This is a genomic window from Roseovarius sp. BRH_c41 (assembly GCF_000961715.1).
Taxonomy (GTDB): domain Bacteria; phylum Pseudomonadota; class Alphaproteobacteria; order Rhodobacterales; family Rhodobacteraceae; genus Roseovarius.
The window spans coordinates 23,907-50,578 of record NZ_LADY01000065.1; the positions used below are offsets into that span (position 1 = coordinate 23,907).

The 26,672-nt window shown below is 62.2% G+C and carries 28 protein-coding genes; 9 read left to right on the forward strand and 19 right to left on the reverse strand.

Going from position 1 to position 26,672, the window contains the following annotated elements; genetic code table 11:
- Nucleotides 1-149: 149 nt before the first annotated feature.
- From secD to VR71_RS21715, 3 genes are all read right to left on the reverse strand, one after another.
- Nucleotides 150-2,768 (reverse strand): protein translocase subunit SecD, encoded by a 2,619-nt coding sequence (secD, locus tag VR71_RS21700; RefSeq protein ID WP_045686462.1) that lies wholly within the window; start codon nucleotides 2,766-2,768, stop codon nucleotides 150-152.
- A gap of 669 nt (nucleotides 2,769-3,437) precedes the next feature.
- On the reverse strand, nucleotides 3,438-3,737 hold the full coding sequence (locus tag VR71_RS21710; protein WP_045686464.1) for a hypothetical protein: 300 nt from the start codon (nucleotides 3,735-3,737) through the stop codon (nucleotides 3,438-3,440).
- A gap of 139 nt (nucleotides 3,738-3,876) precedes the next feature.
- Nucleotides 3,877-4,113, reverse strand: a complete 237-nt coding sequence (locus VR71_RS21715; protein ID WP_296430740.1) for a hypothetical protein — start codon at nucleotides 4,111-4,113, stop codon at nucleotides 3,877-3,879.
- Between the two features lie 296 nt (nucleotides 4,114-4,409).
- Between VR71_RS21715 and VR71_RS21720 the strand changes: the two genes are divergently transcribed.
- Nucleotides 4,410-4,727, forward strand: coding sequence for a hypothetical protein (locus VR71_RS21720; RefSeq protein ID WP_045686466.1), 318 nt, complete (start codon nucleotides 4,410-4,412; stop codon nucleotides 4,725-4,727).
- A gap of 86 nt (nucleotides 4,728-4,813) precedes the next feature.
- On the opposite strand, the gene VR71_RS21725 is transcribed toward VR71_RS21720, so the two are convergent.
- From VR71_RS21725 to dctP, 6 genes are all read right to left on the reverse strand, one after another.
- The gene (locus tag VR71_RS21725) at nucleotides 4,814-5,518 is read right to left on the reverse strand and encodes a hypothetical protein (RefSeq protein WP_045686589.1); all 705 of its coding nucleotides are present in this window, start codon (nucleotides 5,516-5,518) and stop codon (nucleotides 4,814-4,816) included.
- Between the two features lie 161 nt (nucleotides 5,519-5,679).
- Complete coding sequence (locus VR71_RS21730; RefSeq protein ID WP_045686590.1) at nucleotides 5,680-5,982, reverse strand: SH3 domain-containing protein; 303 nt, start codon at nucleotides 5,980-5,982, stop codon at nucleotides 5,680-5,682.
- Nucleotides 5,983-6,090: 108 nt separating this feature from the next.
- Entirely contained in the window at nucleotides 6,091-6,891 is an 801-nt protein-coding gene (locus VR71_RS21735; RefSeq protein WP_296430742.1) for an alpha/beta hydrolase, read from the reverse strand.
- A complete protein-coding gene (locus VR71_RS21740) occupies nucleotides 6,867-8,168 on the reverse strand; it encodes a TRAP transporter large permease (RefSeq protein ID WP_045686467.1) in 1,302 nt (433 codons plus the stop codon). Before VR71_RS21740 ends, VR71_RS21735 begins: the two co-directional genes overlap by 25 nt.
- 3 nt (nucleotides 8,169-8,171) lie before the next feature.
- The gene (locus tag VR71_RS21745; RefSeq protein ID WP_045686468.1) at nucleotides 8,172-8,675 is read right to left on the reverse strand and encodes a TRAP transporter small permease; all 504 of its coding nucleotides are present in this window, start codon (nucleotides 8,673-8,675) and stop codon (nucleotides 8,172-8,174) included.
- Nucleotides 8,676-8,739: 64 nt separating this feature from the next.
- Nucleotides 8,740-9,729 (reverse strand): TRAP transporter substrate-binding protein DctP, encoded by a 990-nt coding sequence (dctP, locus tag VR71_RS21750; protein ID WP_045686469.1) that lies wholly within the window; start codon nucleotides 9,727-9,729, stop codon nucleotides 8,740-8,742.
- Nucleotides 9,730-9,905: 176 nt separating this feature from the next.
- Between dctP and VR71_RS21755 the strand changes: the two genes are divergently transcribed.
- Nucleotides 9,906-10,790, forward strand: a complete 885-nt coding sequence (locus VR71_RS21755; protein ID WP_045686470.1) for a LysR substrate-binding domain-containing protein — start codon at nucleotides 9,906-9,908, stop codon at nucleotides 10,788-10,790.
- Here the strand turns inward: VR71_RS21755 and VR71_RS21760 are convergent, their stop codons facing one another.
- Nucleotides 10,791-12,050 (reverse strand): glycerate kinase, encoded by a 1,260-nt coding sequence (locus VR71_RS21760; protein WP_045686471.1) that lies wholly within the window; start codon nucleotides 12,048-12,050, stop codon nucleotides 10,791-10,793.
- A gap of 63 nt (nucleotides 12,051-12,113) precedes the next feature.
- Entirely contained in the window at nucleotides 12,114-12,491 is a 378-nt protein-coding gene (locus VR71_RS21765; protein WP_045686472.1) for a thiol-disulfide oxidoreductase DCC family protein, read from the reverse strand.
- A gap of 199 nt (nucleotides 12,492-12,690) precedes the next feature.
- On the opposite strand from VR71_RS21765, the gene VR71_RS21770 reads away from it, so the two are divergent.
- Complete coding sequence (locus VR71_RS21770) at nucleotides 12,691-14,046, forward strand: hypothetical protein (RefSeq protein WP_045686473.1); 1,356 nt, start codon at nucleotides 12,691-12,693, stop codon at nucleotides 14,044-14,046.
- A gap of 35 nt (nucleotides 14,047-14,081) precedes the next feature.
- On the opposite strand, the gene rimO is transcribed toward VR71_RS21770, so the two are convergent.
- A complete protein-coding gene (gene rimO, locus VR71_RS21775; RefSeq protein WP_045686474.1) occupies nucleotides 14,082-15,458 on the reverse strand; it encodes a 30S ribosomal protein S12 methylthiotransferase RimO in 1,377 nt (458 codons plus the stop codon).
- Between the two features lie 132 nt (nucleotides 15,459-15,590).
- Between rimO and VR71_RS21780 the strand changes: the two genes are divergently transcribed.
- Complete coding sequence (locus tag VR71_RS21780) at nucleotides 15,591-17,528, forward strand: AsmA family protein (RefSeq protein WP_045686475.1); 1,938 nt, start codon at nucleotides 15,591-15,593, stop codon at nucleotides 17,526-17,528.
- Between the two features lie 52 nt (nucleotides 17,529-17,580).
- Entirely contained in the window at nucleotides 17,581-18,777 is a 1,197-nt protein-coding gene (locus VR71_RS21785) for a bifunctional 2-polyprenyl-6-hydroxyphenol methylase/3-demethylubiquinol 3-O-methyltransferase UbiG (RefSeq protein ID WP_045686476.1), read from the forward strand.
- A gap of 56 nt (nucleotides 18,778-18,833) precedes the next feature.
- Here VR71_RS21785 and rplT read toward each other — a convergent pair whose 3' ends face one another.
- From rplT to pyk, 4 genes are all read right to left on the reverse strand, one after another.
- A complete protein-coding gene (gene rplT / locus VR71_RS21790) occupies nucleotides 18,834-19,199 on the reverse strand; it encodes a 50S ribosomal protein L20 (protein ID WP_009817248.1) in 366 nt (121 codons plus the stop codon).
- A 14-nt stretch (nucleotides 19,200-19,213) separates the two neighbouring features.
- A complete protein-coding gene (rpmI, locus tag VR71_RS21795; protein WP_008279522.1) occupies nucleotides 19,214-19,414 on the reverse strand; it encodes a 50S ribosomal protein L35 in 201 nt (66 codons plus the stop codon).
- 134 nt (nucleotides 19,415-19,548) lie between these two features.
- A complete protein-coding gene (locus VR71_RS21800) occupies nucleotides 19,549-19,773 on the reverse strand; it encodes a hypothetical protein (RefSeq protein ID WP_045686477.1) in 225 nt (74 codons plus the stop codon).
- A gap of 41 nt (nucleotides 19,774-19,814) precedes the next feature.
- Nucleotides 19,815-21,260, reverse strand: coding sequence for a pyruvate kinase (gene pyk, locus VR71_RS21805; RefSeq protein ID WP_045686478.1), 1,446 nt, complete (start codon nucleotides 21,258-21,260; stop codon nucleotides 19,815-19,817).
- Nucleotides 21,261-21,366: 106 nt separating this feature from the next.
- Here pyk and VR71_RS21810 point away from each other — a divergent pair, with 106 nt between their 5' ends.
- The 4 genes from VR71_RS21810 to VR71_RS21825 all read left to right on the forward strand — a co-directional run bounded on the left by VR71_RS21810 (nucleotide 21,367) and on the right by VR71_RS21825 (nucleotide 24,706).
- On the forward strand, nucleotides 21,367-22,128 hold the full coding sequence (locus tag VR71_RS21810; RefSeq protein WP_296430744.1) for an N-formylglutamate amidohydrolase: 762 nt from the start codon (nucleotides 21,367-21,369) through the stop codon (nucleotides 22,126-22,128).
- 39 nt (nucleotides 22,129-22,167) lie between these two features.
- On the forward strand, nucleotides 22,168-22,482 hold the full coding sequence (locus VR71_RS21815; RefSeq protein ID WP_045686480.1) for a DUF1244 domain-containing protein: 315 nt from the start codon (nucleotides 22,168-22,170) through the stop codon (nucleotides 22,480-22,482).
- Nucleotides 22,483-22,537: 55 nt separating this feature from the next.
- Nucleotides 22,538-23,233 carry a glutathione S-transferase family protein gene (locus VR71_RS21820; RefSeq protein WP_045686481.1) on the forward strand — a complete coding sequence of 232 codons (696 nt, stop codon included), beginning with the start codon at nucleotides 22,538-22,540 and terminating at the stop codon, nucleotides 23,231-23,233.
- A gap of 99 nt (nucleotides 23,234-23,332) precedes the next feature.
- Nucleotides 23,333-24,706 carry an L-serine ammonia-lyase gene (locus VR71_RS21825; RefSeq protein WP_009817242.1) on the forward strand — a complete coding sequence of 458 codons (1,374 nt, stop codon included), beginning with the start codon at nucleotides 23,333-23,335 and terminating at the stop codon, nucleotides 24,704-24,706.
- Nucleotides 24,707-24,920: 214 nt separating this feature from the next.
- Here VR71_RS21825 and arsC read toward each other — a convergent pair whose 3' ends face one another.
- Genes arsC through VR71_RS21840 form a run of 3 tightly spaced genes read right to left on the reverse strand, consistent with a single transcriptional unit; the run spans nucleotide 24,921 to nucleotide 26,658 of the window.
- Nucleotides 24,921-25,274, reverse strand: a complete 354-nt coding sequence (gene arsC, locus VR71_RS21830) for an arsenate reductase (glutaredoxin) (RefSeq protein ID WP_296430747.1) — start codon at nucleotides 25,272-25,274, stop codon at nucleotides 24,921-24,923.
- Nucleotides 25,265-26,323, reverse strand: coding sequence for a quinone-dependent dihydroorotate dehydrogenase (locus VR71_RS21835; protein WP_045686482.1), 1,059 nt, complete (start codon nucleotides 26,321-26,323; stop codon nucleotides 25,265-25,267). Before VR71_RS21835 ends, arsC begins: the two co-directional genes overlap by 10 nt.
- Nucleotides 26,320-26,658 carry a DUF952 domain-containing protein gene (locus tag VR71_RS21840; RefSeq protein WP_045686483.1) on the reverse strand — a complete coding sequence of 113 codons (339 nt, stop codon included), beginning with the start codon at nucleotides 26,656-26,658 and terminating at the stop codon, nucleotides 26,320-26,322. Before VR71_RS21840 ends, VR71_RS21835 begins: the two co-directional genes overlap by 4 nt.
- Nucleotides 26,659-26,672 lie beyond the last annotated feature (14 nt).

The window sequence follows — 26,672 nt, forward strand, 5'->3', positions numbered from 1 at the left end:
TCCGACATCACGATGGGAGACCATCGTCAGAGGGGCCCGGTCCGTCATCAAGAAATCGTGTGCCTCTCACGGCACTTCAAGCCCCGGTGAAAGAAATTCACCGGACCAGATGGCGACACCGGCACTGGGGCTAGTGCCGCCAGCACCGCTCAGGCATCAATCTTTGCGAACTTGTGATTTGCCTTCCACTTTGGAACATCGCTGCGATCCAACCCCAGGAATAGAACGATGTTCTTGGCGACATAAAGCGTGGACCAAGTCCCGATGATCACACCAAAAACCATGGCAAAGACAAAGCCACGGATCACATCGCCGCCAAAGACCAAAAGCACGATCAGCGCGATCAGTGTTGTCACCGCCGTCATCAACGTCCGGCTCAATGTCTCATTGGCCGAGAGGTTCATCAACTCGCGCAACGGCATGATCTTGAACTTCGTGAGGTTCTCGCGCAGCCGGTCAAAGATCACGACCGTATCGTTGACCGAATAGCCCAGAATCGTCAGCAACGCCGCCACGATGGTCAGATCGAACTTGAACTGGAACAGCGCAAAGACACCAATCGTGACAATCACGTCATGCGCCAGCGCCGCCACAGTGCCGACGGCGAATTGCCACTCGAAGCGCATCCAGACATAGACGAGAATCCCAAAGGCCCCCGCCCCAACCGCCATCAGCGCCAGCCAGATCAGCTCAGCCGAGACCTTGGGGCCGACGGACTCCACCGCAGTGAACGCAATGCCCGGATCGACCGCGCGCAGGGCCGCCTGCACCTGCTGGACGGTTTCGACTGATATCGCCTCACCGCCATCCTGCGCCTGCACCCGGATCATGGCGACGTGCTGATCCGCCCGAAATCCCGGATCGAACACCTCGGAAATCGCCACATCTCCTAGCTGCAAACTTGACAGCGCCGCCCGATACGCTTCCAGATTGATCTCCTGTGCAGCCTCAGTCCGAAAGGTCGTACCACCCTTGAAGTCGATCCCAAAGTTGAGGCCCAGTGTCGCCACCAGCAACAGCGAGGCTACAACCGCGAAAACCGAGACCCCAAAGGTGGCCCATTGTGCTCGGAAAAAGTCTATCGTGGTCCTGTCGGGCGCCAGCTTGATCCAGCCCTTCAGGGTGATGGAGCCCGGGTTGCGCCACCGCATCCATGTCTGGATAATCAAGCGCGTCACATAGATGGCGGTAAACATCGACGTCACAAGACCAAGCCCCAGCGTCACCGCAAATCCACGCACAGCCCCCGAGCCAATGGCAAACATGATCAGTGCCGTCAGCAACCCGGTGATATTGCTGTCCAGAATGGCCGAGAGCGCCCGTTGAAAGCCAAGCTCGATCGCGCGACCGGCAGAGCGCCCCTGTCGCAACTCTTCGCGGATACGCTCAAAGATCAATACAGTCGCATCGACCGCCATGCCCATCGTCAACACGATCCCGGCAATGCCCGGAAGGGTCAGGGTGGCCCCGATTACCGACAGCGCCGCAATGAGAAGCGCCATGTTGAGGCTCAGGGCAAAAACAGCCATGACACCGAAACTGCCGTAACACGCCACCATAAACACGATCACGGCCACCATACCGATAGCAGCCGCACGCTGGCCCGCGTCGATGCTGTCCTGCCCCAGTTCCGGACCGATGGTGCGTTCCTCGAGAAAGGTCATTTCTGCCGGCAAAGCTCCTGCGCGCAGCAGCACGGACAGTTCGGTGCTATCTTCAACCGTAAACTGCCCCGTGATGATCCCCGACCCGCTGGCAATATGACTCTGGATCACCGGGGCGCTGATCACCTCGTTATCCAGAACAATCGCAAAGGGCTGACCGATATGAGTGGCGGTATAATCACCAAACGCGCGTGCGCCCGTGGGATCAAAGCGAAAGCTGACGGCCGGGCGGTTGTTCCGGTCAAACATCGGCTTGGCATCGACAAGATTGTCACCGCTGACGACCGGGGTTTGATCGACCCTATAAAACGACCCCGCATCCTCCAGCGACGGCAGGATCAGCGTGCCGGGCTCTGCCACCGCATCCGCAGACGCCGCACGACCGATGACCGGATGAAACGTCAGCCGCGCCGTCGTGCCGATCAACGCCTTCAGCTCAGAGGCAGATCCGATGCCTGGAACCTGAATCAGAATGCGGTCAGCCCCCTGTCGCTGGATCGTCGGCTCGCGGGTGCCGACCTCATCGACCCGGCGGCGGATGATCTCGAGGCTTTGCTGCACTGTGCGTTCATCCGTCACTGCGCGTTCCGCGTCTGACAAGGTCACGCTCAGAACGCCTCTTTCGGCGTGAATGTCGAGGTCTGTCTGTCCCGCCCCGGTCAAGGAAACAACGGGCGAGGCCAAAGCCCGGATTGCGGCCAGTGCCGCCTCGCTCCCGACAGGGTCGGACAGTGCGATCCGCAACTCATCCGCTGCGGCCTCCTCTCGTCGAAATGGTCCAACCTCGTCCCGGACGTCGCGCAGCGCATCCCGAACCTGTGGCCAAAGCGCGTCCATCCGCGCTGCATAGACGTCTTCGACCTGCACCTCGGCCAAAAGATGCGCACCACCGCGCAGATCGAGTCCCAAGCTGACCAAGTCTGACGGAAGCCATGACGGCCAGCCCGCCAGCTCGGACGGCACGGCCCCGGTCTCAGCCTGAAGCGCGACAGCATCGTTGTATCGCTCGACCTGAGGGTAAAAGGCATTAGGCAACGCAACGACGAGGCCCCAGAGGCAAACGCTCCATATCAAGAGGCGTTTCCAGAAAATGGTATTCAGCATGATCGTGTCCTTGAACCGACACTGACCGACGGGCATCGCGCCCACTCCGGCAACATCGACGAGATCGGGGAAAGACTGTGGATCGGCAGGACAGTCACTCCAGAGCCCTTGTCGCCAGCAGAGCCAGCACCACAAGGCAACGGATCGAAAGATCACAAAGCCGCTTCGATGACGCGGCAGAAGTCAGAGCTGTCCACAGCTCTCACCATCCTGCCCGAGCATCAGGCGGCGGGCGGTGCCCTCGGGGAATGCGGCTGGTGCGCCCGGTCAACCGGGACATCCGACCCGCATGCAACCCATCCAGCCCCTGACACCGACCAGCTTTCCCAAGCAGACGGGGGGACGGTCAGAATCGGGTCCACATCCGATGCATATCTGTCATCGGACGCGCGCGGCAACAGGCTGGTCTTGATCTCCAACGCCGCAAATTCGGGCGCCTCAGCACCGCTGATCGCGGCCCCTCTCGCAAAAGGTTCAGAGGTGGCATTGGTTGCGCCAAAACCCCCTGCCCAGACCAGCAACATCGACAGCACCATAGCCCACGTGACAAGCACGTGGCGCGTTACGCGAGCGAATGGATTCCCTGTGGTCATGCCGCTGATCTTCTCACCAATTCAGAGTCAAGGCAATCTGCGGCAAGCGTCGCGCCACGCCCCGATACGACGGACCTCATGTCACACTCAATGCGACCATGAGGATGGCTGTGACGCCACGCGCCAACTCCACGTGGAGGCTCGGCCCCTCATACCGCGCCGACGATCTCCAGACACCCACGAGCGCCACAAAGTTGTAGGGAAGTGAACAGCCATAGCCCACCAAAAGCGCAAGCCACGGAAGATCAAAGGTCATCAGACCGATAAACAGGATGCTGGTCGTCAGGTTGACGATTAGACCACCAACGATAGCCCAGGTCCAAAACGCGTCGCCAAGATCCAAGCTGCCCTGCCAGAGGGCCTGTAACTGTTTCATCGCCCTAATCTGGGATGACACACGCACCAACACCAGCCCTTTGGTGCTCTATTTCAACACCAAATTCGCCGTCCTTGGGAACCAGCGCAGACTTTGCGTCCGCACGACGCATTCCGCATCACCACAGGATCACCGATCGTCAGGATCGGTCGGGCTTGCGGGTCCGCACACGGTTTGGAGGCCAGTTCGGATCGTCCCGCTTGACGGCACGCGCTGTCCAGATGCCAGCCGGCACACCAAGAACTACGCCCAGCACGCCAGCCGTCGCAAAGGCTGGCCAAGTGACCCATCCGATACTGAGAAACGCAACGACACCGGCGCCTGCAATGGAACTCACCCAAAGCAGCACCATGAACGTTCTAAGAGGAGCAGGCATGACGACCTCCTTTCACTTTGGAATCTGTGATCGTCATGGACCCAACGCGCGCAAGCCTCTTCCGTTCCCTGCGCCGTCCAAAATCAGCGGAAACTTGCGCGATAGCGTCACCGGAGAAATGGGCTTGTCAGCAAAGCTCGAACCCTCACGCACGGCATCAATGGAACCAGAGACAGGCTCAACGGGTTGTAAGATCCTGACCCTATCAAAACCGGAGGCCCTACGCGGTGCCCTCCAGAACAGGGATCACCTTGGAACGCACGCTGGTGCAGTGCCAGATGTTAAGGAGACACAACATGGATGAAGTCAAAACGGAGAAGACGCCCGAGAGCACCCACACGACGATCACCCGCACCACCGAGAGATCATCGGGAAGCGGCGCGACCCTTTGGTTCCTGCTCGGCGGTATTGTCGTGGTCATCGCGGTGATCATCTTTTTCGTCTTCGGCGATGGGGTGCCATCAACGCAATCCGCCACACCGACGGACGGCGATGTCTCGGTCACTGTGGAAACGGACAATAGCCCCGACACCGCTCCGGAACCCGCAGAAGCCGCGCCCGCCGATTCAGCGCCCGCCGACGCAGAGCCCGAGGTGGCACCGCAAAGCGACTAAGACAAAGGCGTCATGGCACCGAAACCCGAACCAGCCATGCCGCCCCTAGCGCCTCAGGCCCGGCGCACGCTCGGTCTGAGGCAGGCCTATCCGCAGTACCGGGACCGCACATCTTGGCGGGGCACTGTATACGCATAGGACGTCGGCTCAAAGGGTCTGGTTTTGCCCGGAAAATCTCCGCTCACCCCCGGCAGATCCTTGCGCTGGGTCTCATACAGCCCGTGCCGCTGCCGATCCCACTCCCGCACCCCAGCCTGTGCAGACTCGATCCGCCGCGGGAATCCAGGTCTGAATGACTGGCAAATCAGTTGATCGCTCAGCGTGGCCTCGGCAAACTGGCCGGGCTTGCGGTTCCGCAGGTTGACGATGTGACCCGCCTTGACCCCCAACCCTCGGGTTTCAAATACAAGGGGATCTCGCAACTCGAAAACATCCGTTTTCTCCCCCGGACCAAAGAGAGCATCCTCCCCCTGCCAGATGTTTCCAGCGGCAAATCGCAACCTGTAGGAACCCGGCGGAACCAGAATCTTAAAGAAATCGCCGCCTTTGATATAGGCGGCCAGAGCCGCCGCGCCGGTCTCGTCATCACTCAGGGTCAAAAAATAGTCCTGCCCCGGCAAGGTCTTGACCTGAAGCGGAAACACGGCAGGCAATCCGGTCTTGTTCCACATCAGCCCGGCAGAGGGAACAGGATGCGCCATGTCGGCCTCGGCGCGCACGAGGGGTGCCACCACGCCAAGCAACAGCACAAGCATCAGCCCTGCCACCTGTCTGCCGTGGATCAGTTTCATCACATCACCCTCATCACCAGACGCCGCCACGATCATTCTGACACAGGACACAGGACACAGGACGGCCTGCACCCTATTTGCCACCCTATCAGCTAGACCACCGCGTTAGAAGTCCAGGGGTCACACCCGATTTATCAGGAATGCCCCATCGCAGATCTGCCTCAGAGCTTGCGCAAATAGGCCCAGGACACATATCCCCGCAACCCACGCGCCCGCTCCAACGAAACCTCACACCAGCGTGTGCCACCGGTCTGCTGACAGCTATGCACCCGCAAAACGGTCCCATTCGGCAAACCGACAATCACACTATACCCAATGCCCGGTCCGCCCCGCATTTTCAGCATGTCGTCGCCCTCGACCCCATGCACCTCAAAGCTCCCGAGCGAGGCCGCCATCGCGGGATCAGCCTCCATGCAACTCAGCAGCATAACCGCCGCCAACGCGCTCCAAAATGCCTTGCGCATCACAGTCTCCACCTTGCTCGCTCGCCGCATGTTCTACGCGCTTGAGGTGTCAAACGGAATAGCAAGCTGTCTCAAGACCGCGCACCTTTCACCCGTCCCACGCCAGTCTTACGCCTCGCACGATGACACCATCACGAAATCCTCAAGGAGCGCGTGGAAAAGGGCGGGCTTTTCTAGATGCACGGCATGGGCGGTGCCCGGCACAACGGCCAACACGGCATCCGGCAACCCCTGCCAGAGCGCTTCGACCTGCGGCCAGCGATAGGAGCGATCGCCGTCCCCCCAGAGCACGAGCGTCGGCATGGTCAGTCGGCCCAGCGCCGCACGCCCATCCCAGAGGCTCATCGCGTCCAAACCCGCCAGCGCGGCGCGCTCGCTGGCCTGCGCGCCCAGATCGGCCACGATGTCAAATCCCTTGGCCGCCGTCCCCGCCCGAAACCATGTCGCCCCGATCCGCCGGATCGTCTGTGCCACGCCCTCACTGCGAATACGCTCCCGTGAGGTCTCCAAGAGTTCGAACCGGTCCGGCATCGCCCCCAACGGGCCGGTGCCATAGAGGATCAACCGCATGATCCGATCCGGATGGGTCGCAGCGATCTCCTGCACGATCATACCGCCCATGGAATGCCCCAGCAGGATGATCTGTCCCAGACCCAGGTCATCCAAAAGATCCACCACCGCCGCACCAAAGGTCGCGATTCGATCAGCGGCTGGCAACGCGGCAGACCCGGCATAGCCCGGCAAATCTGGGGCAATAACGTCAAAACGCTCCGAGAACCGCGCGATCTCAGCCTGCCATTGCGCCGATCCGCCCAGATACCCATGCACCAGCACCAGCGGCAGGCCCACACCCGCCCGGCGATAGCTAAGTCCGCGCTGGCTGATCAACGCATCTGATCGGGCAGCCACAATGCAGTCTCCGGCACAAGGATGAGAATGACGATCAAGAGCACAAGCGCACCAATAAAGGGCAGACATCCCATGATCACATCGCCAATGCTGACCTGCCCGCGCCCGATCCCTTGGATCACATAGAGGTTGAGCCCCACAGGCGGCGTCAGCACCGCAATCTCCATGGTGATCGTATAGACCACGCCGAACCAGATAAGGTCGAACCCGGCGGCGGACATCAGCGGAAAGATCGTGGGCAGGGTGATGAAGGTCATCGAGACCGGCTCAAGAAACATCCCCAGCACGATGTAGAAAATCAACACGATGGTCAGCACGACAAAGGGCGACAGATCAAAGCTCAGGAACAACTCCGTGAATTGCTGCGGCACCCGGTAGTAGGTCAGCACAAAACCAAAGAGCACCCCTGCCGACAAGAGCAGCCCGAGATAGCCCATGGTCCGCATCGTGGCAAAGAGCGCTTCCTTGAACCCCTGCCAGGTCAGCCCGCCCACACCAAAGGCAAGGATCACCGTCAGCAGAGCCGCCACCGCAGAGGCTTCGGTCGGGGTGGCGATTCCGGCATAAATCGCCACGGTGATCACCAATCCGATCAGGGCAATCGGTGCAATGGTGGCAGCAATCTGAACCAGTCCCATCTTGACGGCCACTTCACGGTCCGGAATATCACCCGGTTTCAGAATACCCCAGACCAGCACCACCACCGCAAAAGAGGTGACAAGGATAAGCCCCGGAATGACCCCCGCAATAAAGAGATCGCCGATGCTCTGATCCGTGACGATACCGTAAAACAAGAGGATGAGCGACGGCGGCAGAAGCACACTCAGCGTGCCCCCCGCCGCCAGAACCCCCGACGACAGCCGCTTGCCATACCCCAACCGCAGCATTTCGGGCAGGGCCACGCCGCCGATGGTCAGCGCCCCCACCATGGACGAGCCACAGACCGCGCCAAACCCCGCGCAGGCCCCGATCGAGCCATAGGCGGCAGAGCCGCGCACGCGCACGCCTTGGTGCAGAAATTGATAGAGGTTCGGGCCAATCGACGATTTGCCAATCAATTCCCCTAGGAAAACAAAGAGCGGCACCGCCAACAGGATATAGTCGATCCACACCCCCCAGAGCTTCAACTCCGCCGAGGCGATCGAGGTCTCAAACGTCTGGATTTGCCACAGGAACGGCAGTGACGCCGCCGCCAACGCAAAGGGGATCGGCACCCCCACCGCGATCAGGAACATCAAGAGGACAAGCAGCCCAAGACCGACTTCATACCATTCCATCGCTCAAACCTCCGCCGCAGGCGTGCGTATGAGACGGATCAGCCTCAGCACAGCGTAAATCGAAAACAGAACCAGCGCCAAGGCCCCCGGCGCCCAGAACGCATAGCGCGGCCAAAGCAGGATTTCCGACGACGCGCCCGAATGGAATGACCGGATCGTGGCGCTCACCCCCGCCAGCGAAAAGAAGAGACCGACCCCCAGCATCACGCAGAGATTGAACACCGCCACCGCCTTGCGCAGACCGGCAGGCAGGGTATCGGTCAGCATCGTAACCTTGGGATAGGCATCCTCGCGCATCGCATAGGCGAGGCCCGCAAAGGCCACCGGAAAGAGCAAGAGCGCGGTTGCCTCTGTCACCATCCGGTCGGGCGCGTTGAGCGCGTAGCGCGTGAAAACTCCGTAGCTGATCCACACCATCTGCACGAGTACCACCACGGCCCCCGCCCCAGCGAGCCAGACAACCGCGCGTTCCACATGGGCAATCCATCGGTCAAGACCGCTTTGCATGGCGTGTCTCCCTGTTGATGCAACGGGCGGCCCCCTGCGCGCTTGGCGCAAAGGGCCTGTCAGATCACGGCGCGTGCTGTGCAAAGAGATCACGAACCTTGCCAGCCAGGTCCGGACCACAGGCCGCATCGACCGTCTCGTCCCACTTGCCCTGCACGCTGGCAATCAGCTCCATCCGCTTTTCCTCGGGGATCGCCACCGCCGCGCCGCCGCCCTTCATCACCGCATTGCCAACCCGCTGATCCACCCAATCCTCATACCGGGGCTTCAACCATTCCTCGGTTTCCTTGGCGGCGGCCATCACAGCGGCCTGCTCGTCGGCGGTCATGCCGTCGAACTTTTCCTTGTTCATCATGTATTGGATATTGCCATAGAACAGGCTGGCCTTGACCATATAGGGCATCACATCCCACAGCTTCCAACTGGAATAGGTGGCAACGCCCATGTTGATCCCGTCCACCACACCACGCTCGGCCGATTGAAACACCTCCTTGGGGGCCACAAAGACCGGCGCGCCGCCCCATGTCTCGATCATCAGACTGACCAGCGGCCCGATGGACCGAACCTGCTTGCCCGCAAGATTGCCCAGATCGTCAATCGCCTCTTCAAACCACCATTCCTGATCATAGGAATAATTGGAATTGAACACCGGCACGAGGTTGATCGCCGCCGCCTCATCGCGCACCAGATCGGCGTAGGCGGCGTCCATCTCGATCTGCCCGTCCAGATCCACCGCCACCGGATAGAGCGAGGTGACGCGGTAACAGGGCAACCGCTCGTCCGCGGGCATCCAGCTCATGTCCGAGACACCGCCCTGAACGGCATCCACACCCTCGGACCAACCATGCAGCGTGGCCGAGGGGAAAATCTCGACCTTGACGCTCCCGCCGGTCTTTTCCGCGACCAACTCTGCGAAATGCACAAAGCCATCATAGCGAATGTCCGCCTCGTTCACATAGGTGGACAGCCGGATCGTTGTCTCGGCCGAGGCGGGCAGCGCCACCGTCAGCCCGAGTGCTGTGGTGGCGATCAGTCCTTTCAGCGAAGTTTTCATGTCTTTCTCCTTGTTGGGGGCTGCGCGAGACCGTTCATGCGGCCTTCGTCTTTGATCTTGGCTTGAATGCTAGGACAGCCCCCCACGAGTCGGCCAATTCAAACATCTCATAAAACTATTCCGATGTTGCATGGTTGACCCGACTGGCGCAGTCTGGTGGCAAAGAGAGGGCGCATATGGACATCAACTGGCTGCGCGATTTCGTGTGCTTGGGACGGACGCTGAATTTCACCCGCGCCGCCGAGGAACGCAACATTACGCAGTCGGCCTTCAGCCGTCGCATCCGGTCTCTGGAAACCTGGATCGGTGTGCCCCTCATCGACCGCGCCAGCTATCCCGTGCAACTCTCCGAGGCGGGGCGGCAATTTCTCCCGGTGGCGCAACAGACGGTGGCGGACCTCACCGACACCCGCCAAGCGATCCGCGAACGCGCGCGCGGCCATGCCAGCTTTCAACGCTTCGCCGCCCTGCACGCCATCTCGGTCAATTTCCTGCAACCGCGCATGGCAGCGCTCGAGCGCGAGTATCCCGAGATGCGCACCCGCGTCATCTCCGACAGCCTCACCGCCTGTTGCCAACTCCTGAGCGAAGGGGGCTGCGAATTCCTGCTCTACTACCGGCATCAGGACGTGGCCCCGATCCTCGACGAGACCCGCTTCAAGCGCAAGGATATCTGCGAAGAACGCCTCATCCCCGTCGCCCAGCACGAGGCCGCCGCGCGTCACGGCTGGTCTCTGCCGCCACGCGCGGGCCAAGAGGTGCCCTATCTCAGCTATGATCCCAACACCTTTCTCGGCACCGTGGTGGACCAGACCATCGGCAACCGCCGCCCGGCGCTCAACCTGCGCTACATGGATGCGCTGGCCGAAGCCTTGAAACGCCGTACACTGGCCGGGGCGGGGCTGGCATGGCTGCCGGAATTCTCGATCCGTCAGGAACTGGCCGATGGCACGCTGGTCCGCTTGGGCGGGCGCGACTGGACCGCGACCATGACGATCTCGCTCTTTTGCTCACCCGAGCGGCTGGATAATCTGGGGCGCACGATCTGGGATCAGTTTTAACTATACTGGCGCAATCAGAATTGCCCGGAAATCGTTGACATTGGTCAGCGTCGGCCCCGTCACCACCTGTCCGCCAATGGCACCAAAAAACCCATGCGCGTCATTGATCGCCAGTGCTTGCTCTGGGTCAACCCCGGCGGCTGTGGCCTGCGCCAGCGTCTCCGGCCCGATCACCGCCCCCGCCACCTCGGCAGCCCCATCAACGCCATCGGTGTCACAGGCCAGCGCGTGAATACCGCCCGCACCATTCAAGGCGAGCGCCAAAGCCAGCGCATATTCCGCATTGGGCCCGCCCACGCCATCGCCGCGCCGCGTCACCGTCAACTCACCGCCCGAGAGCAGCAGCACCGGCGCATCCCCCGGTGCCAGCCCCGCTTGCACATCACGCGCCAGCACCGCATGCACCTCTGCCACGTCCCGCGCCTCCCCCTCCAGCGCATCGCCCAGAATACGCACCGTCAGCCCCTCGGCTCGCGCCACCTCGGCTGCCGCCTCCAGCGATTGCACTGGGGCGGCATAGATCACATTCTCGACCCGGCTAAGCCGCGCATCATCCGGCGGCACCACACCGCTCTGCCCCGCCAACACGTCGCGCGCCGACGCCGGCAGATCAATCCCATAGCGCGCCACGATCTCGAGCGCCTGCGCAGCCGTGCTGCCCTCGCCCACGGTCGGCCCCGATCCGATCATCCCCGGATCATCCCCCGGCACATCGGAAATCAGCAGCGCATGCATCCGCGCCGGATAGGCCGCCGCCGCCAATTGCCCGCCTTTGACGCGGCTCAAATGCTTGCGCAGCACGTTCATCTGCCCGATCGGCGCACCCGAGGCCAAAAGCGCCGCATTGACCGCCTGCTTGTCCGCCAGCGTCATCTCCCCCGCTGGCTGCACCAAGAGCGACGACGCCCCGCCCGAAATCAACGCCAGCACCATATCGCCGTCGCCCAAGCCCTGTAGCAGATCAAGCATCCGCGCCGTGGCGCGCATCCCCGCCGCATCCGGCACCGGATGCGCCGCCTCGACGATCTCGATGCCCTGACAGGGCCGGGCATAGCCATAGCGCGTGATCACCAGCCCCTCGCAGGGGCCCCATTCCGCCTCGACCGCCTCGGCCATGCGTGCGCTCGCCTTGCCCGCACCGATCACCACGACACGGCCCTCAGGGCGCGCAGGCAGATAGGGGGCCAGGCTCTGCATCGGGTCGGCCACGGCGACAGCGCGGTCAAAGAGACGGCGCAACAGGGTCTGGGGTTCGGTCATGTCTCTGGGGTCTCCGCTCACGTCGCGCGCACCCTAGCTTGGCCCGCGCGCCTGCGAAAGCCCTCAGCGCGCGGCGCGCGCGGCTTCCCGTGCCAGATGCTTGGCATAAAGACGCGGGGCAAGCACCCGCTCATAAATCAGTCCCGCCACCTGCTTCAATCCCGGCAAGGCCACAATCCGCGCCGCCCAACGATAGCGCGGCAAGGCAGCCCAGAGTGCCGCAAAGGCCTCAACCCCCGAGAGCACCTGCCCCCCGCGCCGCACATGCAACCGCCGCGCCGCCTGATCCGGGTCAATCCCCCACTGCTCAAGACCACCCGCATTGAGATCATGAAACGTGACCGGCAATCCCTTCGCCTCCACATACCCCGCATAATGCACTATCTCCGCCCGGCACACCGGACAGCGGGCATTATAAAGCACTTGGGTGGGTAGGGTCATGGCGGGCCTCCTGTGGGGTGGGAGGTAGAACGCACAAGCGCGGGGGAAAGAGCCACAGAATGTCGCGGTGAGATGAACAAAGCCGCGCGCCTTGTTCCGCGCGGGGGCGTAAACGACGATGAACTTACACAACTATTTTAATTGAGCATCCAGCCATCCATCGCCTACGCTCGCGTGAGTTGTCATAAGGATTTTACCAATGGATCGCCCTGATTATCTGATTCAAGGAGAGACCGCTCGTCTTTTTCCCGTATTAGCTACAACTTCAAAAGAAGGCCGCACAACCTCTATCGTTCTAGCTTGTATTTCCAAAGTGGAGGAATTCGGTGCGGAGTTGATTGCCAGCGTTGGACAACGTGTGGGCAAACGCACGACACTAAACACCTTCACAGAGATAGTTTTCAAGAATGAGAAAGTGAAACTGAAAGATCGCCCCGATGGTCTGATAGTCATGCAAAACGGCGCAAAGCAGTGGCGTGCCCTTGTCGAAGCAAAGGTTGGGAGTGTTGATCTCGCTGCCGACCAGATTGAAAGATACCGTGAAATCGCAAAAGAACAGGGTGTTGATTGCATAATCACTATCTCCAATCAATTCGCAACCACTCCAGAAAGTCACCCGATTGAAGAAGTCCGCAAAAGCCGTTCCAAGGTGCCGGTTTATCATTGGTCATGGATGTCAATTCTTACAACGACCGACATTCTGTTGAACAAGGACGCGGTGGCGGACAATGATCAAAAACTCCTTTTGAACGAACTGCGGCGTTTTCTTACCCACGAAAGCGCAGGCGTTAAGGGCTTTGATCGCATGCCGCCAGAATGGGCCGAGATAAATCGTCTTATCTCGGCAGGAGGAAAAATTCCTGCCAAGTCTTCAGACGCGTCAATTGTTTTGGATGCATGGCATCAGGAAACGAGAGACCTTTCGCTGATCTTGAGCCGCCAAACAGAAACTACTGTGCAAGAGAGACTGCCAAGGAAACATCGCCAAGACCCGACAGAGCGGCACAGGGATGAACTATTAACTCTCAAAGACGTCGGGCAGTTGAGATCAGCTGTGGATATCCCAGGTGCTGCCGCCCCATTGGAAATTGTCGCAGATATTGCAAGGCGCACGATCGACATTGGCATGACGATACGAGCACCAGAAGACAAGGTATCATCCAAGGCACGCGTGAACTGGCTATTACGCCAAATCAAAACCGAAAAGCGCGGAGAGCTTTTTGTGCGAATTGGTTGGCCGGGCAGAAGTGAAACCACGCAATTTTCACTGTCCGATTTGATATCAGATCCTTCAATTTGCGAAAAAGATAAGACCGGCCTTAAAGTGCTTAGCTTTCATGTCTTCATGGCACGCAGGTTAGGTGCGAAATTCACTCAGCAGGTGAACTTCATAAAGGAGTTGGAAGACGTGGTGCCGTTCTTCTACCGCGAGGTTGGACAAAACCTCTCAGAATGGAGAAAACCCGCGCCGCGCATCAAAGAAGACAAGCCAACAGCCGGGGATGTGAGCGTAGCCGCATTACAGGACGAATCTGAAGAGGGGGTAGATGAATAACCTTATCCACAAAACTATACCCGTGGATCCCTAAATCACTCCCCCAACCGCCCCCACAAATCATACTCCCCCGCCTCATCGACCACGACCGTGACGATATCCCCGACCGATACCCCCTCGGTCCCCTCATCAATGAACAGGTTCCCGTCGATCTCGGGCGCATCGGCCTTGGTGCGGCAGGTGGCGATGCCGTCGGCGTCGATCTCATCCACGATCACCTCCATCCGCTGCCCCACCTTGGCCGCCAGCTTGGCCTCGGAAATCGCCTGCGCCTTTTCCATGAACCGATCCCAGCGCTCTTGTTTGACCTCCGCCGCCACATGATCCGGCAGGGCGTTGGACCGCGCGCCGGCGACATTCTCATATTGAAAACAGCCCACCCGGTCCAATTGCGCCTCATCCAGCCACTCCAAGAGCGTCTGAAACTCCGCCTCAGTCTCGCCGGGATAACCCACGATAAAGGTCGAGCGCAGCGTGAGGTCCGGGCAAACGCTCCGCCATGCTGCAATCTCATCCAAGGTCCGCGCCGCCGCCGCAGGCCGCGCCATGCGCCGCAGCACCTCCGGATGCGCATGCTGAAATGGAATATCGAGATACGGCAGCACCAGCCCCTCAGCCATCAGCGGGATCAAATCGCGCACATGCGGGTAAGGATAGACATAATGCAGCCGCACCCATGCTCCCAGTGACCCCAGATCCCGCGCCAGATCGGTGATATGCGCCCGGTGCCCCCGCTCCTCGGCATGGCGGATATCGACGCCATAGGCCGAGGTATCCTGAGAGATCACCAACAACTCTTTGACACCGCTCTCCACCAGCTTTGCCGCCTCGCGGATCACCGCATGCGCCGGACGGCTCTGCAAGTTGCCGCGCATGTCGGGAATGATGCAAAACTTGCACTTGTGATTGCAGCCCTCGGAAATCTTGAGATAGCTGTAATGCCGCGGCGTGAGGCTGACACCAGAGGCGGGCAAAAGATCAATGAACGGATCGGGGCTGGGCGGCACCGCCAGATGCACAGCATCCAGCACCTGCTCATATTGATGCGGGCCGGTCACGGCCAAGACGCGCGGATGCACCCCGGTGATATACTCGGGCTCCGCCCCCAGACAGCCGGTGACAATCACCCGGCCATTCTCAGAGAGCGCCTCGCCAATCGCCTCAAGGCTCTCGGCCTTGGCGCTATCCAGAAAACCGCAGGTGTTGACAATCACCGCATCCGCCCCGGCATAATCGGCTGAAATCCCATAGCCCTCGGCGCGCAACCGCGTCAAAATCCGCTCACTGTCCACCAGCGCCTTGGGACAGCCAAGGCTGACCATGCCAATCGTCGGCTGGCCCGCGCGGGGCGTGTCAGTCAGACGCGCACGCGGCGCGAGATCGGGGCGGAGGGAGGGAGGGTTCTGAGCCATGCGCGCGCTATACTCTGCCGCCGCCCGCCCGCCTAGAGCTTTTCTGAAATTGCCGAGGCCCAAAATCGGTTGCCCCCCGCCACCCCACACGCCTAGACTGCGTCCGAGTGGAGCGGCAAAGGGGGCAATGCCATGCGGTGGCTGTTTCGACTGTTGGGATTGGTTGTGGTCATGCTGGCCATCATCCTTGGCGCGCTCTTTTTCCTGCCCGGCGAACGCATCGCCCGCATCGCCGCCGACCAGATCTCCAAGGCGACAGGCCGACAGGTCACCATGTCCGGCGACACCACGATCAGCTTTTATCCCATCCTCGGCGTCTCCACCGGGGCGGTCGAGGTGGCCAATGCCGACTGGTCCGACGCGGGTCCGATGCTGCGCGCCGACAGCCTCAAGATCGGCGTGGAACCGCAAGCGCTCTTTGGCGGCGACATCCGCATCACCGGGCTCGAGGCGGTCAATCCCGAAATCCGGCTGGAACGTGCAAGCGATGGGCGGGTGAACTGGGAGTTGGGCGTCGAAGGCGTGGCCCCCTCCGGTCAATCAGGCGAGACATTGGCCACCTCCAACCGGCTCGCCCTCACGCTTGACCGCGCGCTCATCACCGGGTCCAGCCTCAGCTATACCGATCACACCACCGGCACGGTGCAAGCATTCCGCAACATGGATTTCGATCTGCGCTGGCCCGATTACGACGGCACCGCCACCTTTGAGGCGGTGCTGCGCCAGACCGCAAACCCCGTGACCCTCGCGGGCCAACTCGATCAGGTGGGGCAATTCATCGACGGGGCGGTGACGGGCCTGTCGGCGCGGCTCTCCGGGCCGGGCGGCAGCGTGGCCTTTGCCGGGCGCGGCGGGGCGCAACCGCAACTCCAAGGGCGGCTCGACATCGACCTTGGCGATACCGATGCCTTTCTGGCAGCGCTTGGCCTTGACCGGCTGGAATTGCCCCCCGGCTTCGGCGCCAGCGTCAAGGGCGGCACGGATCTCACCCTCACGGATGCGCTCGATCTCTCGCTGCGCAACCTCGCGCTCAACTTGGGCGGCAACGCGATTGCCGGGGCGGCGGATATCGCCCTCGCGGGCGATGTGCCACGCATCAACGCCCAACTCAACGCAGGCGCGCTGGACCTCTCACGCTTTGCAGGGGCTGACAGCACCGCCTCCGGCAGCACCGACAGCGGCTGGTCCACCAGCCCGATTGACGCCAGCGCCCTTGCCCTCGCCAATGGCGAGGTCGCCCTGATCGCCGACAGCATCAATCTGGGCGATCTGAAACTCGGCAAGACCCGCAGCCTGATGACACTGGATAACGCCCGCGCCGTGTTCGACCTGCGCGAATTGCGCGCCTATGACGGCCTCGTCACCGGGAAATTCATCGCCAACAACCGCTCCGGCCTCTCGGTCGGTGGCACCCTTGCGGTGAGCGACCTCAACCTCGAACGCTTTCTCACGGACGCGATGGACATCACCCGCTTTGCCGCCGCTGGCAGCGGCGAGCTGGAATTCTTGGGCGTGGGCAATTCCATGCAGACGATCATGCAATCGCTCTCGGGCAAGGGCAGCTTGCGCACCGGGCGCGGGGTGATTTCCGGGTTTGACCTCGACCGCCTGATGCGTGCGGGCGATGTGACGGGCGGCACCACGATCTTTGACGCGATGACGGCCAGTTTCACCATGGACAAGGGAAATCTCTTTAATCAGGACTTGGCCATGAAACTACCTCTCGCCCGCGCCTCGGGTCAGGGACGCGTCGGCCTTGGGGCGCGCGACATCGACTATCTCTTTACCCCTGTCTTGCTCGAGGGCGAGAACACCCGCGGCCTCGCCATCCCGGTGCGGATCGAGGGGCCCTGGGCCAACCCTCGGATCAAACCGGATCTGGAAAAGGCGGTGCGCATGAACCTCAAGGCCGAACGCGACAAGCTGGAACAAGACGCCAAGGACCGGCTGGAACGCGAGGTTCAGGAACGGCTGAACGTCACCCCGCAAGAGGGCCAGAATCTCGAAGATGCCTTACGGCAAAGTCTCGAGGAAAAAGCGGCGCGCAAACTGCGCAAACTCTTCGAGTGAGGCGCGCGGGGATTTTGAGTATTTTTGGAACGATGAAACACAGGCCGCGCCAATGAGCGAGGTCAAGGCACAATACGAGACCTATCCCTATCCCGCCCGCAACCCCGAGGACGAGCGCAAGCGCCTGATCACCGGCTCGCCTTCGCATGTGCTGGAGATTGACCATTTTCTCTTTCAGGGCCAGCGCGACTGGCGCAAGCCTCTGCGCGCGCTCATCGCAGGCGGCGGCACCGGCGACGGGCTGATCCAACTGGCGCAGCACATGAAGGACGCAGGGCGCGAGACCGAGATCACCTATCTCGATCTCTCGACCGCCTCGCGCGCCATTGCCCAAGAGCGCGCCCGTGTGCGCGACCTTACCGAAATCCGCTTTGTCACCGGCAGTCTGCTCGACGCGGCCACGCTCGGGCAATTCGATTACATAGATTGCTGCGGCGTGCTGCATCACCTGCCCGACCCGGCGGCGGGGTTTGCCGCGCTGCTTGCGGCGCTCGCCCCCGGCGGCGGTATGGGCTTCATGGTCTATGCCCCCTACGGGCGCGCGGGCGTCTACCCGCTGCAAGAGGCGTTCGGCGCGCTCTACGCGGGCCTGCCCCCCGAGGCGCGGCTCAGGGCCGCCAAGACTGTCGTGGCCAAACTGCCCGAGGGTCATCCGTTCACATCCAACCCCAATCTTGGCGATCACAAGGACAGCGACGCCGGCTTTTACGACCTGCTGTTGCATTCACAAGACCGCTCCTTTGACGTCACCTCCCTATCCGAGACCCTCACCCAAACCGGCTGGACCCTCACCGGCTTTACCTTGCCCGCCCTCTATGACCTGTCGCGGATCACCACAGCCCCTGATCACCTCAACCAGACGCAGCGTATGGCCGTGGCCGAGAAACTGCGCGGCACGATCAAGACACATGTGGGCTATGCCTGCCGCGCCTCCGAGGCGCGCGCACCCGCACACGGACGCAACCGTGGGCTCATCCCCCATCTCAAGGGCCTGCGCGCCAGTGATCTGGCCCGCGCTGTCGCCGCCGGACAAAAGCCCACGCTGCGGTTCAACGGGCTGGAGGTCCGACTCTCCCTGCCGAAACAGGCAGCCCCCCTCCTTGCCGCCATCGACGGACGGCGCAACCTGACCGAGATCGCGCAGGCCACCGGCACCGACCCCATCGCCTTTGGCAGCCTCTGGGCCGGGATCGAGCGCGACTTGGCCGATCACGGCCTCCTGCTCTATTCCAGCATCCTGCGCACATGAAAAAACCGCCGCCCGGAGACATCCGAACGGCGGTTTCACTCTCGATGCAAACCGGCTCAGGCGGCCAGCGCACCCTTGGCTTGATCCACGATCGCGCCGAACGCAGCGGGTTCGTGCACGGCCAGATCGGCCAGGACCTTGCGGTCTACCTCGACCCCGGCCAGTGCCAGACCATTGATGAACCGCGAGTAGGTCAGCGATTCATCATGCGCGCGCACAGCCGCGTTGATCCGCTGAATCCACAGCGCGCGGAAATTGCGCTTGCGGTTCTTGCGGTCGCGGGTCGCGTATTGGTTGGCCTTATCGACGGCCTGTGCAGCCACCTTGAAGGTGTTTTTCCGGCGGCCATAGTAACCCTTGGCGGCCTTGATGACTTTCTTGTGACGGGCGTGGGTGACAACCCCACCTTTGACGCGTGACATATCCTAAATCCTCCTTAGCGCGCGTAGGGCATCATTGGCTTGATGATACCTTCATCAGCCTTTGACAACGTGGTCGTACCGCGAGCGTTACGAAGGAATTTGTTGCTGCGTTTGATCATGCCATGGCGCTTGCCGGCCTGTGCGGCCACCACGCGGCCCGAGGCCGTCACTTTGAACCGCTTTTTGCAGCTCGACTTGGTCTTCATCTTGGGCATTTCCGGCTCCTCTAATAGGTCGGTAGGACCACACGACTCGGCATGCCACATCGGGCCGGTCGTGCGGGATGAGCGCGCCGTATACGCGCCCACGAAATATTGTTCAAGAGGCTTTGACCCCGACGCCGGGCCGCTCAGCCCACGTAGCGCGCAATCACCCGCACAAGCACCTCCGGCAAGTCGCCAAAGCTGTAACCACCCGGCTTGTTGTTGATCGCCCAGACCACGAGTCCCCCCGATGCGATCAGCGTAAAGGCCGCCACCCGCGGCGGACGACCCTCGGAAAAGGCCGACAGAATCGAAGGTATCGAAAACACCCCCAACACCATGCCGATTGCCATCGCCAGATCAGGATCCATTCCACACCTCCGGAAAATATCTTTAACTAAACCGTTACAGTTTAGCCCGGATCGGTGGCGTAAATCAAACTTTCCTGACAGGGGGCCACGCGCAGGATATTCGTCGTCCCCGGCACGTTAAAGGGCACACCTGCGGTGACCACGATCTGATCGCTCTCGGTGGCATAGCCATGCGCCCGCGCCGCCCGCGCGGCATTGATCACCGCCATCTTGAACCGCGTCAATTCCCCGGTCATCACACAGGTCACACCCCAGGTCAGCGCCAGCCGCCGCGCCGTGCCAAGAAGGCTGGTCAGCGCCAGAATCGGCACACGCGGCCGCTCGCGCGCGGTCAAGAGCGCGGTGGTGCCCGACTCCGTATAGCAGCAGATCACCTTGATATTGGCGGTCTCGGCGATCTCGCGCGCGGCGGCCACGATGCCATCGGCCACGGTCTGTCGATCCACCCGGCGGCTCGCCTCGATCACCTCGCGGTAAATCGGATCGCCCTCAACCTCGATCGCCACATTATCCATCGTGCGCACCGCCTCAACGGGATAATGCCCCGCCGCCGATTCCGCCGAGAGCATGATCGCGTCCGATCCCTCATAAATCGCGGTCGCCACGTCCGAAACCTCGGCGCGTGTCGGCATCGGGCTGTCGATCATCGACTCGAGCATCTGCGTCGCCACGATCACAGGCTTGGCCACGGCCCGACACCGCCGGATCAACCGCTTCTGAATCGGCGGCACGTTCTGCACCGGCAATTCCACCCCCAAATCGCCACGCGCCACCATGATCCCGTCGCTGACAGCTAGGATTTCATCAAACCGCGTCACCCCGGCAGGCTTCTCGATCTTCGACATGATCGCGGCGCGACCCCGCACCAGGTCGCGCGCTTCGGTCACATCCTCGGGCCGCTGCACGAAACTCAGCGCCAGCCAATCGACCCCAAGATCACAGATGAACTCCAGATCCGACAAATCCTTTTCCGACAGCGCCGCCAGCGGCAGCACCACATCAGGCACGTTCACGCCCTTGCGATTCGAAATCGTGCCGCCGGCAATCACGTCGCAATCGGCAAACTCAGGCCCACAGGCGGTCACGCGCAGCCGGATCTTGCCATCATTGACCAGCAGGTTCGCCCCCGGCTCCAGCGCCGCGAAAATCTCGGGATGCGGCAGGCAAACGCGGGTCACATCCCCCTCCGCCTCGTCCAGATCAAGGCGGAAGGCCGCCCCCGCGATCAGCTCTTCCTCGCCCTTGGCAAACACCCCAACCCGCAGCTTCGGCCCCTGCAAATCGCCCAAGATGGCAATCGGGCTGTCCAGATCCGCTTCGACCTGCCGGATGATCCGATGCCGCTCGGAAATATCGGCCTGCGTGCCATGGCTCATGTTGAGACGAAACACATCCGCCCCCGCCTCGTGCAGCGCCCGGATCGTATCATAATCGGACGAGGCCGGGCCCAGCGTGGCCACGATCTTGACATTGCGGTTGCGTCTCATTTCATGCGTCCTTCATCTCTTGCATCGCCAGCAATGTTAACGCTAACATCGCCCTTTCGCGCCTTATCGCGCAATTCACATTGTCTCGCAACTGTTCTAAAGGACGATGACAGGAAAAACCAAGCCAATGATGTATCACCCCTTCCAGATCGACGGGCAGGACCGTCCCGAACGCTGGCTCGTGACCTGCGATCACGCCAGCAATTGCGTGCCGGAGTTCGTCAATGACGGCTGCCTTGGCGTGGCCCCTGCCGACATGGCCCGCCATATTGCCTATGATGTGGGTGCCGCCGGTGTGACCCGCGCCTTGGCCGAGGCCTTGAACGGCCCCGCCATCCTCAGCAATTTCTCGCGCCTCGTGATCGACCCAAACCGCGGCGAGGATGATCCGACCCTTGTCATGCGCCTCTATGACGGCACGATCATCCCCGCCAATCGCCACGCGGCGCCCGAGGATATAGACCGCCGCCTCAACCGGCTCTACCGCCCCTATCATACGGCCTTGGCCAAATTGGCCGCGCGCCGCGCCGATACGGTCATTGTCTCGGTCCACAGCTTCACGCCGCAATTGCGCGCCCGCCCGCCCCGCCCCTGGCATATCGGCCTGCTCTATGCCGCCGATGCACGCCTGGCCAAGCCGCTTCTGGCGCGCCTCAGCCAAGAGCCTGACCTCTGCGTCGGCGATAACGAGCCTTACACCGGCCATCTGCCCGGCGATGCCATCGCCCGCCATGCCATCGCCTACGAGCGGCCCAATGTGCTGATTGAACTGCGCAACGACCTGATTGAAACCCCCGCGCAACAGACCGCTTGGGCGCTCCGCCTCGCCCCCATCCTGCAAGAGGTCGCGGCCCAGACCGGCCTCTGACCCATCCCCCAAAGGCCCATCCCCCAAAGGAGTGTGACAATGGACGACCAGACCAGACTTGAGCTAGAGGCCGCCGCCTTCCGCACCCTGCGCGCGCATCTGATGGAAAAACGCGCCGATGTGCAGAATATCGACATGATGAACCTCGCAGGTTTTTGCCGCAACTGCCTCAGCCGCTGGGTGCAAGAGGCCGCCAACGCGCGTGGCATCGAGATGTCCAAGGAAGACGCCCGCGAAATGTTCTACGGCATGCCCTATGATGACTGGAAGGCGCAGAACCAGACCGAGGCCAGCGCCGACAAACAGGCGGCTTTCACCAAATCCTTCGCCGAGAATGTCGGCCCCAAGGACTGAACCCGTCTTTCATCGTTCTTCAAATACTCAAAATGCCCCCGCCCGAGAGTGTCCGATGACCGCGCCCTACCGCCTGCACTACGCCCCCGACAACGCCTCGGTGATTGTCCGCCTCACGCTTGAGGAACTGGGCGTGCCCTATGAAACGGCGCTGCTCGAACGCTCGAAACAGGCGCAGGCGGCTCCCGCCTATCTGGCGCTCAACCCCGGCGGGCTGATCCCGACGCTGGAAACCCCGGAGGGAACCATATTCGAGACGGGGGCAATTCTCCTCTGGCTCGCCGACCGGCATGGGCGGCTTGCCCCTGCCCCCGATGCGCCCGCGCGCGGCGATTTTCTCAAATGGCTGTTCTATCTCGCGAACACAGCCCACACCGCCCTGCGCATGAGCTTTTATCCAGAGAAATACGTGGGCCCAGATCAAGGCGCACAAGACCTCTTGCGCGCCACGATGCAGGCGCGTTTTGCAGGCCATCTGGATATCCTCGAAACCCGCGCTACGCCGTGGTTTTCCACGGATTGCCCCTCGGTTCTGGATTACTACCTCGCCTGCCTCATGCGCTGGCGCGCGCTCTATCCCGAGGGCCTGTGCTCTGGCTATGACGCAAACGCATGGCCCCGCCTCTACCGCCTGCTGGAGCATCTGGAAACCCGGCCCGCCACCCAGCGCGCCGCCTTGGCTGAAGGTCTGGGCGCACAGCCCTTCACGGCCCCGGACTATTGCAATCCGCCCGAGGGCAGCGCCACCTGATCCGATCAGATGACAATGCGGCGGCCTTGAATCGTCGCTTTCGGACAAGTAGATCAAAGGGCAAGCGGCGATAAGACCCGCAATCAGGGAGCGCGCCACATGTTTCTATCCGTCTTCGATATGTTCAAGGTGGGCATCGGCCCCTCTTCCTCGCATACCATGGGGCCGATGGTCGCCGCCGCGCGTTTCTTGGACAAAATGCGCGCCTCGCCCTTCCATTACGCCGGGTTGCGTGGCTCGTTGCACGGAAGCCTCGCCTTTACCGGCGTTGGCCATGCCAGTGACCGCGCCACGATCCTTGGCCTCGCGGGCTATCTGCCCGACACCTATGATCACGACCGCGCCGAGGCCACGCTAGAGGACATTCGCGAAACCCATAGCGTGACACCCCCCGGCCTGCCGAGGCTCAAACTCCACCCAAAGGAAGACCTGATCTTCGACTTCGGCCCCAACCTGCCCGGCCATGCCAATGGCATGATCCTGATGGCCACCGACGCGCAAGGCGACGTGATCCTGCAAGAGACCTATTATTCCATCGGCGGCGGCTTTGTGCTGACCGAGGCGGAATTGGCCGCAGGCAAGGCCACCGACGACGGCACGCCCATCCCCTACCCGTTCAAATCCGCCGCCGAGATGCTGGAAATGGCTGAACGCTCCGGCAAGAGCATCGCCCAGATGAAACGCGCCAATGAAATCGCGCGCGGTGGCCCGGAAAACCTGCGCTCCGGCGTGGCCCGCATCTGGCAGGTGATGAACGACTGCATCGAGCGCGGCCTCAACGCCGAAGGCATCCTGCCCGGCGGTCTCAAGGTCAAACGCCGCGCCAAGGGCATCCGCGACGCGCTGGTGGCCGAGCGCGGCACCAACCTCACCGCCCCGCACAAGATCAACGACTGGATGAGCGCCTATGCCATGGCGGTGAACGAGGAAAACGCCGCCGGCGGGCAGGTTGTCACCGCGCCGACAAATGGCGCGGCGGGCGTGGTGCCGGCTGTGATCAAATACTGGCTGGAGCATGTGCCCGGCGCCCACGAAGGCCAGATCGAGGAATTCCTGCTCACCGCCGCCGCCATCGGTGGTCTGGTAAAATACAACGCCTCGATTTCCGGGGCCGAGGCAGGCTGTCAGGCCGAGGTGGGTTCTGCCGCCGCCATGGGTGCGGCTGGCCTTGCCGCCGTGTTGGGCGGCACCCCCGCCCAGATCGAAAACGCCGCCGAGATTGCGCTGGAACACCACCTTGGCATGACCTGCGACCCGGTGCGCGGTCTGGTGCAGGTGCCCTGCATCGAGCGCAATGGCTTGGGCGCGATCAAGGCGGTCTCCGCCGCCTCTCTGGCGTTGCGTGGCGACGGCACCCACCTCGTGCCGCTCGACGCCTGCATCGAGACCATGCGCCAGACCGGCCTCGACATGAGCGAGAAATACAAGGAAACGTCCTTGGGTGGTCTCGCGGTCAATATCCCGAATTGTTGAGCGTTGTGTCTGGCCAAGCATCGGCTGAGGAGCCGCGCGGTCGCTGGGCCGGGGTCTAGCGAAGCAACTGCACTGTCTGGCACTTAATGCCTGCCAAGTCTGTCTAACCTCACAGGATAGCGCTCCCTGTCAAAATCGCTAGGCCGCGGGACGGCCCAGCGATCGCGCGGCGGCGCTCCGCGCCTTGTTCCGCGCGGATGGCATTCAATACGGACTAGACCCCAATCACCCCCAGCACCGCCTCCGGTGGCCGCCCGATCACCGCGCGCGCGGCCCCGATCGCAATCGGCCGCTCGATCAGAATCGGATGCGCCGCCATCGCCGCCAGCAGATCCTCCGCCGCACTCTCGCCGTGCAGCCCCAGCGCCTTGAACTGCGGCTCGCAGGGGCGCATCATCTCGACCGCCGCACAGCCCAACAGGTCCAGCACCGCCCGCAACTCCGCCAGATCCGGCGCATCCTCCAGATACCGCCGCACCTCCACTGAAACCCCGCGCTCCTCCAACAGCGCCAGACCGGCGCGCGACTTGGAACAGCGCGGATTGTGCCAATAGGTGATCACAGCCACGCGTCCCGCCCCGTGCCCACAGCATCCGCCACGCTGCCAAACCCGTCCCGCGCCAGCAACCGATCCAGCCCCCGCGCAATCTCGCTGACCAAAGACATCCCCTGATAGACCAGCGCCGAATAGAGCTGCACAGCACTCGCCCCGGCGCGGATCTTGGCATAGGCCTGTTCGGCACTGGCAATGCCCCCCACCCCGATCAGCGGCATCTCACCCGCCGTCAACTGCGACAGCCGCGCCAATACCCGCGTCGACTTTTCAAAGAGCGGCTGCCCCGACAGCCCCCCCGCCTCGCCCTTCGCGGCACTTACCAGCCCCTCACGGCCCAGCGTCGTATTGGTGGCAATGATCCCGTTCAGGCCCGACGCCCGCGCCACATCGGCGATCTCACTCAAGTCCACATCGCTCAGATCCGGCGCGATCTTGAGAAAGACCGGGATCGGCTGCGGCAACCAATCGCGCGCCTCCATCACCCCTTTCAAGAGGCCCATCAACGCCTCTGCCCCCTGCAAATCGCGCAGCTTCTCGGTGTTCGGACTGCTGACATTGACCGTGGCGAAATCCAGATGCGCTCCACAATGCGCCAGCACGCGGGCGAAATCCTCGGCCCGGTCGGCGCTGTCCTTGTTGGCCCCTAGGTTGAGGCCGATCAAGGCATCCCTTGGCCGTGCCGCCAACCGTGCCGCCGCCGCCTCCATCCCAAGATTGTTGAAACCGAATCGGTTGATCACCGCGCGGTCCTCGCTCAGCCGAAAGAGACGCGGACGCGGATTGCCCGGCTGCGCACGCGGCGTGACCGCCCCTACCTCGATAAAGCCAAACCCGGCACGGGCAAGCGGCCCCAGCGCCTCGGCGTTCTTGTCAAACCCCGCCGCCAATCCCACCGGATTGGGCAGGCGCAACCCCGCCAGATTGGTCCGCAGCCGTGCGCTGGTATAGGCGCCCGGCGTGGGCACCAGACCCAGTTGCAACGCGCGGAGCGCCAGACCATGCGCCCGCTCCGGATCGACCCGGTGCAAGAGGCCAAGACCCAGACGCTCCATCCCGCTCATTCGAGACCTGCCGGAAACTGATGCATCCCGTCCACCAGCGGCAAGGGCTGCGCCCAGGCCACATCCGACAGTCTCATCTCGCGGTAGAGATGCGGAAACAGCGCGCCGCCGCGCGACGGCTCCCACTTCAGCGCCTCGCCCAACCGGTCCGCCGCAACCGCGACCAGCATCAACCCATCGGCCCCGGCAAAATGCTTGGCCGCTGTCTCCGCCGCCTGTTCGGCAGTCGAGAAATGCACATAGCCATCGGCCAGATCGACCGGCGCGCCAGCACTCTCGCCCGCCGCCCGCAACTCGGCCCATTCCGGGCCACGCAATATCTTGTATATCATCATGCAGGCGTGATGCC

Coding starts and splice junctions, on each gene's coding strand:
- secD (WP_045686462.1), bottom strand. CDS start 2,768: ATGCTGAATACCATTTTCTGGAAACGCCTCTTGATATGGAGCGTTTGC.
- VR71_RS21710 (WP_045686464.1), bottom strand. CDS start 3,737: ATGAAACAGTTACAGGCCCTCTGGCAGGGCAGCTTGGATCTTGGCGAC.
- VR71_RS21715 (WP_296430740.1), bottom strand. CDS start 4,113: ATGCCTGCTCCTCTTAGAACGTTCATGGTGCTGCTTTGGGTGAGTTCC.
- VR71_RS21720 (WP_045686466.1), top strand. CDS start 4,410: ATGGATGAAGTCAAAACGGAGAAGACGCCCGAGAGCACCCACACGACG.
- VR71_RS21725 (WP_045686589.1), bottom strand. CDS start 5,518: ATGAAACTGATCCACGGCAGACAGGTGGCAGGGCTGATGCTTGTGCTG.
- VR71_RS21730 (WP_045686590.1), bottom strand. CDS start 5,982: ATGCGCAAGGCATTTTGGAGCGCGTTGGCGGCGGTTATGCTGCTGAGT.
- VR71_RS21740 (WP_045686467.1), bottom strand. CDS start 8,168: ATGGAATGGTATGAAGTCGGTCTTGGGCTGCTTGTCCTCTTGATGTTC.
- VR71_RS21745 (WP_045686468.1), bottom strand. CDS start 8,675: ATGCAAAGCGGTCTTGACCGATGGATTGCCCATGTGGAACGCGCGGTT.
- dctP (WP_045686469.1), bottom strand. CDS start 9,729: ATGAAAACTTCGCTGAAAGGACTGATCGCCACCACAGCACTCGGGCTG.
- VR71_RS21755 (WP_045686470.1), top strand. CDS start 9,906: ATGGACATCAACTGGCTGCGCGATTTCGTGTGCTTGGGACGGACGCTG.
- VR71_RS21760 (WP_045686471.1), bottom strand. CDS start 12,050: ATGACCGAACCCCAGACCCTGTTGCGCCGTCTCTTTGACCGCGCTGTC.
- VR71_RS21765 (WP_045686472.1), bottom strand. CDS start 12,491: ATGACCCTACCCACCCAAGTGCTTTATAATGCCCGCTGTCCGGTGTGC.
- VR71_RS21770 (WP_045686473.1), top strand. CDS start 12,691: ATGGATCGCCCTGATTATCTGATTCAAGGAGAGACCGCTCGTCTTTTT.
- rimO (WP_045686474.1), bottom strand. CDS start 15,458: ATGGCTCAGAACCCTCCCTCCCTCCGCCCCGATCTCGCGCCGCGTGCG.
- VR71_RS21780 (WP_045686475.1), top strand. CDS start 15,591: ATGCGGTGGCTGTTTCGACTGTTGGGATTGGTTGTGGTCATGCTGGCC.
- VR71_RS21785 (WP_045686476.1), top strand. CDS start 17,581: ATGAGCGAGGTCAAGGCACAATACGAGACCTATCCCTATCCCGCCCGC.
- rplT (WP_009817248.1), bottom strand. CDS start 19,199: ATGTCACGCGTCAAAGGTGGGGTTGTCACCCACGCCCGTCACAAGAAA.
- rpmI (WP_008279522.1), bottom strand. CDS start 19,414: ATGCCCAAGATGAAGACCAAGTCGAGCTGCAAAAAGCGGTTCAAAGTG.
- VR71_RS21800 (WP_045686477.1), bottom strand. CDS start 19,773: ATGGATCCTGATCTGGCGATGGCAATCGGCATGGTGTTGGGGGTGTTT.
- pyk (WP_045686478.1), bottom strand. CDS start 21,260: ATGAGACGCAACCGCAATGTCAAGATCGTGGCCACGCTGGGCCCGGCC.
- VR71_RS21810 (WP_296430744.1), top strand. CDS start 21,367: ATGACAGGAAAAACCAAGCCAATGATGTATCACCCCTTCCAGATCGAC.
- VR71_RS21815 (WP_045686480.1), top strand. CDS start 22,168: ATGGACGACCAGACCAGACTTGAGCTAGAGGCCGCCGCCTTCCGCACC.
- VR71_RS21820 (WP_045686481.1), top strand. CDS start 22,538: ATGACCGCGCCCTACCGCCTGCACTACGCCCCCGACAACGCCTCGGTG.
- VR71_RS21825 (WP_009817242.1), top strand. CDS start 23,333: ATGTTTCTATCCGTCTTCGATATGTTCAAGGTGGGCATCGGCCCCTCT.
- VR71_RS21835 (WP_045686482.1), bottom strand. CDS start 26,323: ATGAGCGGGATGGAGCGTCTGGGTCTTGGCCTCTTGCACCGGGTCGAT.
- VR71_RS21840 (WP_045686483.1), bottom strand. CDS start 26,658: ATGATGATATACAAGATATTGCGTGGCCCGGAATGGGCCGAGTTGCGG.